General features: G+C 42.9%; 10 protein-coding genes. 8 read left to right on the top strand and 2 right to left on the bottom strand.

All coding sequences use genetic code 11. The annotated features are described in order from the left end of the window. Together rpmA and rplU are read right to left on the bottom strand one after the other, a co-directional pair. Window positions 1-216, bottom strand: a 216-nt coding sequence (gene rpmA, locus AC37HE_RS17105; RefSeq protein ID WP_500784331.1) for a 50S ribosomal protein L27, incomplete at its 3' end; no start/stop codon positions are given. 22 nt (window positions 217-238) lie between these two features. Continuing rightward, complete coding sequence (gene rplU, locus AC37HE_RS17100) at window positions 239-673, bottom strand: 50S ribosomal protein L21 (protein ID WP_500784330.1); 435 nt, start codon at window positions 671-673, stop codon at window positions 239-241. A 219-nt stretch (window positions 674-892) separates the two neighbouring features. Here rplU and AC37HE_RS17095 point away from each other — a divergent pair, with 219 nt between their 5' ends. From AC37HE_RS17095 to AC37HE_RS17060, 8 genes are all read left to right on the top strand, one after another. Further along, window positions 893-1,480 carry a bifunctional nuclease family protein gene (locus AC37HE_RS17095; protein ID WP_500784329.1) on the top strand — a complete coding sequence of 196 codons (588 nt, stop codon included), beginning with the start codon at window positions 893-895 and terminating at the stop codon, window positions 1,478-1,480. A 22-nt stretch (window positions 1,481-1,502) separates the two neighbouring features. Next, window positions 1,503-3,005, top strand: coding sequence for a NupC/NupG family nucleoside CNT transporter (locus AC37HE_RS17090; RefSeq protein ID WP_500784328.1), 1,503 nt, complete (start codon window positions 1,503-1,505; stop codon window positions 3,003-3,005). A 209-nt stretch (window positions 3,006-3,214) separates the two neighbouring features. Beyond that, window positions 3,215-4,210, top strand: coding sequence for a substrate-binding domain-containing protein (locus tag AC37HE_RS17085; protein WP_500784327.1), 996 nt, complete (start codon window positions 3,215-3,217; stop codon window positions 4,208-4,210). 230 nt (window positions 4,211-4,440) lie between these two features. Next, window positions 4,441-5,370 carry an ATP-binding cassette domain-containing protein gene (locus AC37HE_RS17080; protein ID WP_500784326.1) on the top strand — a complete coding sequence of 310 codons (930 nt, stop codon included), beginning with the start codon at window positions 4,441-4,443 and terminating at the stop codon, window positions 5,368-5,370. A 20-nt stretch (window positions 5,371-5,390) separates the two neighbouring features. Beyond that, window positions 5,391-6,107, top strand: a complete 717-nt coding sequence (locus tag AC37HE_RS17075) for an ABC transporter permease subunit (RefSeq protein ID WP_500784325.1) — start codon at window positions 5,391-5,393, stop codon at window positions 6,105-6,107. Between the two features lie 15 nt (window positions 6,108-6,122). Further along, on the top strand, window positions 6,123-7,637 hold the full coding sequence (locus AC37HE_RS17070; protein WP_500784324.1) for a GldG family protein: 1,515 nt from the start codon (window positions 6,123-6,125) through the stop codon (window positions 7,635-7,637). A 15-nt stretch (window positions 7,638-7,652) separates the two neighbouring features. Further along, window positions 7,653-8,579 (top strand): DUF4340 domain-containing protein, encoded by a 927-nt coding sequence (locus tag AC37HE_RS17065; RefSeq protein WP_500784323.1) that lies wholly within the window; start codon window positions 7,653-7,655, stop codon window positions 8,577-8,579. A gap of 116 nt (window positions 8,580-8,695) precedes the next feature. Continuing rightward, the gene (locus AC37HE_RS17060; protein ID WP_500784322.1) at window positions 8,696-9,490 is read left to right on the top strand and encodes a thymidylate synthase; all 795 of its coding nucleotides are present in this window, start codon (window positions 8,696-8,698) and stop codon (window positions 9,488-9,490) included. The last annotated feature ends 109 nt before the right edge of the window (window positions 9,491-9,599 follow it).

Raw genomic sequence — 9,599 nt, 5'->3', positions numbered from 1 at the left:
TTTCTTTTTGAAAACAACAGTACCATCAATCAGGGCAAACAAAGTATGATCTTTTCCCATACCTACATTATTACCAGGATTGTGAGCTGTACCACGCTGACGAACCAAAATGTTGCCAGCCTTGCAAACCTGACCGCCGTAGATTTTTACGCCAAGTCGTTTACTTTCCGATTCGCGTCCGTTCTTCGAACTACCGACACCTTTCTTATGAGCCATGGTTAATAAATGTTTTTAAGGGTTATCCAATAATTTCTTCAATCTGAATTTGAGTCAAGTACTGACGGTGACCGTTTTTCTTCTTGTATCCTTTACGACGTTTCTTTTTGAAAACAATCACTTTTTCACCTTTTAGGTGTTCCAATACTTTAGCTTTTACTTTAGCACCTTCAACAACAGGAGTACCAATTGCGATAGTTCCATCATTGTCAGTTAAAAGTACTTTGTCAAATTCTACAGCTTCGCCTTCTGCTGTTTCAAGGCGGTGAACAAACAATTTTTTGTCTTTTTCAACACGAAATTGTTGTCCTGCAATTTCTACAATAGCGTACATCAATTGAACGTTTAATAATTTTGTCCGGAAGGCGGGATCCCTGTCTTCAAAAATCCTCTTTTTAGAGCCTACTCGAAACTTTCGGACTGCAAAAGTAGATATTTTTTGATGACTACCAAACAATTAGAAAGTTTTTTCGACCTCAAACCCAAACTTTAACAGGCCTCAAAAGATTGTAAGAAAGTCGATTAATTCAAACCCAAAGAGAACTACTTACCAAAATAACGATCCAACAAACTGAAGGGAACCAATTAAACAGGGACATTTTAGCCCCATAACAGCTTTATTACACTAAAACAATTGTTATATTTGTTCCATTCATCCCCCGATGTTTTATACTTTATGCATAAAATTCGATTAAACATTTTAGGCTTATCAGTTAGTCAGACTCAGTCTGGTGCTTATGCTTTGGTTTTAGCAGAAGAAGAAGGCGACCGTCGTATCCCTATCATCATCGGTCCGGTTGAAGCACAAGCAATTGCGATTCAACTGGAAGGTTTAAAACCACCTCGCCCATTAACCCACGACTTATTCAAGAATGTTGCTGTTGCTTTCGACATTAATGTAACGGAAGTGGTCATCTACAAATTGGAAGAAGGAATCTTTTTTTCGGAACTGGTTTGCGAAATGGGTGCCCAGGAAATTCGTGTTGACTCCAGAACGTCCGACGCTGTAGCATTAGCCTTACGATTTAAATGTCCCATTTATACAACCGAGGAAATCCTCCGCAAAGCAGGTATAATTTTAGACCCCGAAAGCCCATCGGACGTTGAGTTCACGCAGCAAGCCTCACCGGAGCACAAAGGTGAGTCTGAATTTGAACGCTACAACGAGACCGAGCTCAATGAGATGCTGGATGAATCCATCCGCAACGAAGATTACGAGCGGGCCTCCAGGGTAAGGGACGAGCTCAACCGACGAAAAAAATAAGACGAAAATAATTCGCAACCCCATGAAACAGTTCACCCTTTGGATGATGTTGTTGATTTTTACAATCGGCACATTTCCGGCACACGCAGCTACACAAGCCGATACTGCCACGTCGGTTCCCGGCGCAGTCGTACAGGCTCAAACTGAAAACGAGGCTCCCAATACGCCACAAGTCGAAAAGGCAAAGAAAGCCACCGCCAACATCCTGTTATCCCGCGATCGGGAACACGCATTCAGTATTCAAACCATACTGAGAGGTTTGCTGGGCATGATCGTTTTGCTGGCTATCGGCTGGGTATTCTCGAAAGACCGGAAAAATATTCCTTGGAAAACTGTCGGGGTAGGATTGATTTTTCAGATCGTCCTGGCAATCGGTGTCCTTTACGTTCCTTTCATCCGGGTTGGGTTTGAATTTTTCGGTAAGATCTTCGTGAAAATTCTCGATTTTACCAAAGTCGGGAGCGAGTTCCTCTTTGGTTCACTGGTCGACAGCTCAACCTTTGGAACCATTTTCGCTTTTCAAATTCTACCAACCATCATTTTCTTTTCGGCACTAACCAGCCTGCTATTTTACTGGGGGATCATTCAGCGGGTAGTATGGGCGATGGCTTGGGTATTTACCCGTTTAATGAAGCTGTCGGGAGCAGAATCGCTGTCGGTCGCCGGAAATATCTTTCTTGGCCAAACCGAATCGCCCTTGATGATTAAAGCTTATCTCGCCAAGATGAACAACTCCGAAATCATGCTCGTGATGACCGGAGGAATGGCAACTTTGGCAGGTGGGGTTTTGGCTGCATACATCGGCATGCTGGGTGGCAACGATCCCGTTCTTCGGCTCGAGTTTGCCAAGCATTTGCTAACAGCATCGGTAATGGCAGCACCTGCTGCTGTAATTTTTTCGAAAATGTTGGTTCCTAATACCGAAGCTGTTAACCAGGAGGTAGAAATAAGTAAAGATAAAATAGGAAGCAATGTTCTGGATGCCATTACAAACGGAACAAGCGAGGGCTTAAAACTTGCCGTAAACGTAGCCGGCATGCTCCTGGCGTTCTTAGCCTTAATCGCTATGCTGAATTACATTCTCGGCTTTGTTGGATCGATGACTCATCTGAATGAAATCATTGCAACCAATACAGACGGGCGATTTTCTGAGCTTTCATTGCAATTCCTGCTAGGCTATTTATTTGCCCCCATTATGTGGTTAATTGGGGTTTGCTCTCAGGATATTATGCTTGTTGGTCGTCTGTTAGGTGAAAAACTGATCCTCACCGAGTTTATCGGATACATCAGCCTTTCCGATTTAAAAGGTGCCGGAGCATTTATGGAGCACAAATCCATCATCATGGCAACCTATATTCTTTGTGGTTTTGCCAACTTCGCCTCCATCGGGATTCAAATCGGGGGAATTGGAGCACTGGCTCCGGGAAAACGTGTCGTTCTATCCAAACTCGGCATGTATGCCCTTTTGGCCGGAACCCTTGCCTCATTAATGTCTGCTACAATCATTGGGATGATTCTAGGCTAAAAAAACTAGCCTTAAATAATATATTGAAAGATTCTTATCAGCTCCTTTGTGTTCGGGTAAGAATCTTTCATTTTAGCAGCCAACGCAAACAAATCAAGCACTGCAGATTACGCATTGCAAGGTTACAATAAATCAGATGTTTTTAAAACCTTAACATATTGGTTTTAATATTCGTAACAGAGGTTAGTATTAATCAAAATCTCTCCGTTATGAAGCAAATCACATTTTTCGTACAGATTATGATGGTCTTTTTGCTTCTTGCCGGTTGTAATCAAAAACCTCAGATCGGGTTATTAATGGATACAATTGCCAGGGAACGTTGGGTAAAAGACCGCGACGCCTTTGTTGAAAAGGTGGAAGAAAACAAAGGAACAGTCATTGTAAAAGTTGCTGATTCCAATCCTGATGTACAGTTCCAGCAAGCATTGGAACTAATCAACCAAGGTGTTGATGTATTAGTTATTATACCTGTGGATATGGTCGTTGCCGAAGGAATCGTGAAAATGGCCAAAAGCAGACATATTCCTGTCATTTCCTACGACCGTTTAATTCGGGACGCCGATATCGACTTCTATGTATCTACCGATGCGATTGATATCGGAGAAAAACAAGCCCGGTTTCTAACATCCATTGAACCATCAGGCAATTACGTACTAATCGGTGGTCCAACAAGTGACAATAACTCCTATCAACTATACTTAGGATGGATGAATATCCTTCAGCCACTGGTCGATAAAGGGGATATTAAAATTGTCGGAAACAAATTTGTCAAGCACTGGGATTCAGACGACGGCTACCAAATGATTAAAGGAATCATTGACAATGGAACAAAAATCGATGCCATCATTGCAGGAAACGATGCCTTGGCAAGCGGGGCTATTAAAGAGCTCCAGCAGGCAGGTCTCGCCGGAAAAGTATTGGTTGCCGGACAAGATGCCGACATTGGTGCCATCAGGAATATCATTTTGGGCAATCAAACGATCACGGTATATAAACCGATTGTTTCTATGGCCTACAATGCTGCCGATGCCGCAATAAAATTAGCGAAAGGAAAAAATCCATCTGATAATATGAGCTATACCGTAAACAACGGTCACCGCTTAATTCCCGCTGTTCTCCTGACGGGGCAAGTTGTAAACAAGCAAAATATCAGAATGACAGTAGTATCTGAAGGGTTTGTCCAAGAACAGGAGATATTTGAATAATACTATCTATCTAAAAACCCTTTGCTGAAGCGCGTACTTATGTTACGCGCTTCTTTTTTTGTCCACCTCCTCCTCAATTGCAAACGTTCGTAAACGTACAGCTCTGTTTTCCTTCCAATTCTGTAAATAATCGTTAATCCTGTTCGAGCTCCGTTAAGCAATGTTAAACAGAGAATCATCAGAAAGCATTCTTTTTAAATTCATTTCCCAAAATTAAAAAACCGCTTTAAATGGATATCGTAGTTGATCAAGTTACCAAAATTTACGGTATGCAGAAAGCCATTGACACGTTAAGCTTCAGTGTTAAAACGGGTGAAGTTTTGGGCTTTCTGGGACCTAACGGAGCAGGGAAATCGACCACAATGAAGGCAATTACCTGTTACCTTTCTCCCAACGAAGGAGATATTAAAGTTGGAGGGCTATCGGTGAAAGAAAGCCCTGATGAAGTCAAAAAACACATTGGTTATCTTCCCGAAAACAATCCGCTTTACTTCGACATGCCAGTGATCGATTATTTAAAATTTGCAGCTGAGCTACAAGGTGTGCCTCCCGAATTACTGAACGAGCGCGTTGTCGAGATGGTGAAAATTTGTGGTCTGAAAGACGAAAAACACAAAAAAATCCGCGAGCTGTCAAAAGGGTATCGCCAGCGAGTTGGTTTAGCTCAGGCCCTGATTCACGATCCGGAAGTCCTTGTTTTAGATGAACCCACCACTGGGCTTGACCCCAACCAAATTGTGGAGATCCGGGAACTCATCCGAAAGATTGGCCGGGAGAAAACCGTCATCTTAAGCTCCCATATCCTTGCAGAAGTCGAAGCAACCTGCGACCGGATCCTCATCATCAACAAAGGCAAAATTGTTGCCGACGGAAGCCCTGAACAACTTCGCAAACGCGCAAAAGGAAACGAGATTCTTCGCCTGCAAATCCCCAATGGCGACAACCAACAAATATTCGATGCCTTAAAAGCTTTACCAACCGTTTTAACTGCAGAGTGCATTAGCCCCAGTGAAAATCGCTATGAGATTCACAGCAAAGACGGCATGAACTCAGCGCAGGCCATTTTTAACCTTTGCGTTGAAAATGAGTGGTACATCTCGGAAATGATACCTACCGAGACCAAGCTGGAAGATATCTTCCGTGAAGTAACAATGAACTAAAACCTTAAAACAAACAACAGATGAAACAAATATTGACCATTACGAAACGCGAACTGCAAGCGATTTTCGATTCCCTGATGGCGTACATCATGCTTGTCGGTTTTTTGGGTTTCAGCGGACTCTTCACCTGGCTTTACGGTGGCGATGTATTCTACGTCAACCAAGCAAGTCTTCAAACATTTTTCAGCATTGCCTACTGGACACTCTTCTTTTTCATCCCGGCTCTGACCATGAAAATGATTGCCGAAGAAAAAAAGACGGGAACCTTAGAAATGCTTCTGACCAAACCGGTAAGCGACTGGCAAATCATCTGTGGGAAGTTCCTGGCAGTGCTATTGCTCATTGTTGTGGCGCTGGTATTAACACTTCCATATTACATCACGGTGGCTCAACTTGGCCCTGTTGATCACGGAGCTGTCATTAGCGGCTACCTCGGACTCATTCTGATGAGTTCTGCCTATATCAGTATTGGCCTATTTACAAGCAGCATCACCAACAACCAGATTGTTGCATTTTTGCTGGCTCTGCTTATTGGCATTTTCTTCCATATTATATTCGGAGCTCTCGCAAGCAGCCTATCAGGTATTAGTGGTGAGGTTTTCAACTACCTGAGCTTATCCACACATTTCGAATCAATTGCCCGTGGCGTGATCGACTCCAAAGACATCATCTATTTCCTTTCTATTATAGGTCTTGGCTTATTCGGCACCGAAGCTGTACTATCCAAACGAAACTGATAAACTATACTCAGCATGAATTCAAAGAAATCTGTAAGCATATATTTAATCGTTATCGCAGGTATCCTGATCCTGGTAAACATACTTGCCAACCGTTTCTTTTTCAGACTTGATTTTACCGGCGATAAACGCTACACCTTAAGCGAGGCTACAAAAGACATTTTGAACGATCTTGATGATCCCGTAACGGTTACGGCATACTTTTCCGAAGATTTGCCGCCACAGATCAGTGAAGCCAGAACTGATTTTAAAGATTTACTGATAGAATACGCCAACGCTTCGGGCGGAAATGTCGTGTACGAATTTATCAACCCGAACAAGGACGAGAAAACGGAACAAGAAGCTGTGAGGGCTGGAATTAACCCAGTGATGATAAACGTACGGGAAAAAGATCAGGCCGTACAAAAGAAAGCATATCTCGGAGCAATCGTAAAATATGGCGACAAAACAGAAACCATTCCGTTTATACAACAAGGTACGGCAATGGAGTATGCACTATCAACAGCGATTGAGAAGCTGACCATCACAGACAAGCCCACAATCGGCTTTTTACAAGGAAATGGCGAACCAACCACTTCTGAATTTCAACAAGCCATGGCAGGCCTCGACGTGCTTTACAATGTTGAACCAGTAAATCTCACCGACTCAACCAAGTTAGACAAATACAAAACACTTTGCCTGATTGCCCCGAAGGATTCAATACCCCAGTCGCACTTGCAAATGCTTGACGACTATTTGAGCCAGGGAGGTAATCTTTACATTGCCTTAAACGAAGTTGAAGGAGATTTAAGTCAGTCGAGAGGTTATGCTGTACCAACAGGTGTCGACAGTTGGTTGAAGAAAAAAGGCTTGATCATTTCACCATCATTTGTGACCGACGCAACCTGCGGGAAGGTCACCCTTCGCCAACAACAGGGCATGTTTTCATTTAACACCCAAATGGCCTTTCCATATTTACCGGTTGCCCAAACGTTCGCAAAGAATGCCGTAACCGACGGGTTGGAAAATGTCAGCTTTCAGTTTGTGAGCCCAATCACCTATACCGGCGATTCAACACTTCACTATCAACCATTGGTTATGAGTTCCGAAAAATCGGGAGATGTGAAGGTGCCGATGTACTTCAATATTCAAAAGAAATGGGGAGAGAACGATTTTCCGCTGAAGAGCCAAACTTTAGCAGCCTTACTCGAAGGGAAAATCGACGGCCCGGCCAACTCACGAATTATTTTGGTTGGCGACGGCGATTTTGCAGTGAACGGGTACGGGCAACAAGCCCACCAGCAGAACCCGGACAACATCAACCTGATGGTCAATTCGGTTGATTACCTGTCGGACGACACGGGCCTGATTGCTCTGCGCACAAAAGGAATAACCACACGCCCACTGGAGCAACTAAAAGACAGCACAAAAACCATGTTGAAATACCTGAACTTTCTGTTGCCAATTATCCTGATTATTGCTTACGGAATTTTCAGAATGGAGAAAAACAGAATTATTCGGCGCAAACGAATGAAGGAAGATTTCATCTAACAAAAACAACGTATCATGTTTCGAAAAATAAGTTTCAAAACAATTTTAATCATATTTGCCGGCTTACTCGCCTTGGTTATTATTACCCATCTAATCGATCGATCGAAAGGCAACCGATCATTCAAGAATGAATTATCAAACCTTAATCCCGACGAAATCGATCACTTCGAGCTATGTCCCGGCACTGCAACAAAAGAAGCCATCTCGCTCAAAAAAACAGGCGAAAACTGGCAACTTCAGTTCCATAATAAAACCTATAATGCGGACCGTTCAGTTGTTGAATCGGTCATCAACAATGCAGCCCATTTAAAAGCAAGCAGCATTGCGTCGACCAACAAAAAGCGCTGGGCACACTACCAGGTCAACGATTCGCTATCAACTCACCTCAGGGTATTTTCGGGCAATCAGCTTAAAGCCGATTTGGATCTTGGCAAAACAAGCTATTCAAGTCAACAGCAAACAACCTACATCCGGGTTTCAGGCGAGCCCGCAACTTATGGTATTCAAGGGATACAGGCATCCGGCTTAAAGCATAAAGCAGATGATTTTAAAGATAAAACAGTCATCAAATCAAATAAAAATGATTGGGACAAACTAACATTCAGCTACCCGGCCGACAGCTCATTCGTTTTAGAAAAACTGGATAAAAAGTGGTCGATCCCGCAAATACACACAGACTCAGCCAAGGTGGCTTCATTTCTTTCTTCCATTCAAAACCTGAAACATTACAAGTTCGGAGAACCGGACAAACAAGAGAATCCTGTTTTCAGCCTAACAATAGAAGGAAAAAATCTTCAAAAACCAATAAAGATTGACGCGCTTCAGGAAAAAGATGGAAAGCTACTGATTGCTTCAAATCAAAATCCCGGACTTTGGTTTGATGGCAGTGGATTAAAAGAAAAGATATTCCCTCCTGAGTTGAGGTTTGTTTCTAATAAGTGAGTAAGAAAGGTGTTCGTAATGAACACCTTTTTGTTTTATCGCCTGCCTTTGCTATTCTGTCGAAAACCAGTAACTTGCTGCTCGAAATTTGGACTTTACACATTGAAGCAAGAAACATGAAGCAATACCTTGATTTACTGGATCATATTTTAGAAAACGGCACAAAAAAAGAAGATCGAACCGGAACCGGAACGATCAGTGTTTTTGGTCACCAGATGCGTTTTAATTTGGCAGAAGGCTTTCCGGTCCTGACCACTAAAAAGCTACATCTAAAATCGATCATTCATGAGTTACTATGGTTCCTGGCAGGCGACACCAACATCAAATACCTGACTGATAACGGTGTTCGCATTTGGAATGAGTGGGCTGATGAAAATGGTAATTTAGGACATGTTTATGGCTACCAGTGGCGCTCGTGGCCAACACCCGACGGACGGCATATCGACCAGATAACCGAGGTTGTTGAGGCCATCAAAAACAATCCAAACTCGCGCCGCCATATCGTAAGCGCCTGGAATGTTGGCGAGATCGATCAAATGGCCCTCCCTCCTTGTCACCTGTTATTTCAATTCTATGTTGCCGATGGCAAACTATCCTGCCAATTGTACCAACGGAGCTGTGATGTATTTTTGGGAGTTCCCTTCAACATTGCATCCTATGCCTTGCTGACGCTGATGATGGCCCAGGTTTGTGATCTGGAACCGGGAGATTTCGTATGGACCGGCGGCGACACGCATATTTACCTCAACCACCTGGAGCAAGTTAAATTGCAATTATCCAGAGAACCAAAGGCGTTGCCTCAAATGAAAATTAATTCGGATGTTAAATCAATTTTTGACTTTAAATACGAAGATTTCGAGCTGGTCAATTACGATGCTCACCCGCATATTCCGGGGAAAGTTTCAGTATAGTAAGCTTGGTTTTATTTCTCAAACTTTCATTTGAACACCTGCAATGATTCATCAAAATATTTCAATGATTGTAGCGATGGCGCAAAACGGCGCTATTGGTAAAAATAAT

It is taken from the genome of Mangrovibacterium sp. (assembly GCF_059905295.1).
Note: the sequence above shows the minus strand (reverse complement) of the source record. Positions and strands in the feature narration are given on the sequence as shown.

Coding starts and splice junctions, on each gene's coding strand:
- AC37HE_RS17070 (WP_500784324.1), top strand. CDS start 6,123: ATGAATTCAAAGAAATCTGTAAGCATATATTTAATCGTTATCGCAGGT.
- AC37HE_RS17065 (WP_500784323.1), top strand. CDS start 7,653: ATGTTTCGAAAAATAAGTTTCAAAACAATTTTAATCATATTTGCCGGC.
- AC37HE_RS17090 (WP_500784328.1), top strand. CDS start 1,503: ATGAAACAGTTCACCCTTTGGATGATGTTGTTGATTTTTACAATCGGC.
- AC37HE_RS17075 (WP_500784325.1), top strand. CDS start 5,391: ATGAAACAAATATTGACCATTACGAAACGCGAACTGCAAGCGATTTTC.
- AC37HE_RS17080 (WP_500784326.1), top strand. CDS start 4,441: ATGGATATCGTAGTTGATCAAGTTACCAAAATTTACGGTATGCAGAAA.
- AC37HE_RS17085 (WP_500784327.1), top strand. CDS start 3,215: ATGAAGCAAATCACATTTTTCGTACAGATTATGATGGTCTTTTTGCTT.
- AC37HE_RS17095 (WP_500784329.1), top strand. CDS start 893: ATGCATAAAATTCGATTAAACATTTTAGGCTTATCAGTTAGTCAGACT.
- AC37HE_RS17060 (WP_500784322.1), top strand. CDS start 8,696: ATGAAGCAATACCTTGATTTACTGGATCATATTTTAGAAAACGGCACA.